Source organism: uncultured Winogradskyella sp. (assembly GCF_947495255.1).
Classification (GTDB): domain Bacteria; phylum Bacteroidota; class Bacteroidia; order Flavobacteriales; family Flavobacteriaceae; genus Winogradskyella.
This window is the reverse complement of sequence record NZ_CANLYI010000039.1, coordinates 1-290: the sequence shown is the minus strand read 5'-3', so window position 1 is coordinate 290 and position 290 is coordinate 1. Positions and strand designations below refer to the sequence as shown.

The 290-nt window shown below is 32.1% G+C and carries 1 protein-coding gene; it reads left to right on the top strand.

The genetic code is table 11. The features are described 5' to 3' along the window. Positions 1-290 (top strand): carboxypeptidase regulatory-like domain-containing protein (locus Q0807_RS18875; protein WP_301162065.1); only part of this gene is annotated, 290 nt, incomplete at both ends.

Genomic DNA, 290 nt, shown 5'->3' with positions numbered 1-290 from the left:
ATTTATACGTTCAAAAAATTACAACCTTTGTGTGATGTGTTGATTACAGCTACTGTTTTAGATGATAAAACAAGAGAACCAATTAGTGGTGCTTCTGTGTCATTATACGATGATGAAGGTAATAAAGTAGTTTCTAAAACAACGAATGACCAAGGTATTGCTGAATTTATTGTGGAGTGTGAAAAAGACACGGAACTAGAAGTGGTAATGGACGATTTTGAAAGTAAAAAAGTACAAGTAAAAGGAACTACAGATGAAGAGAATAATGTACAAATTTCATTAGACCCAAT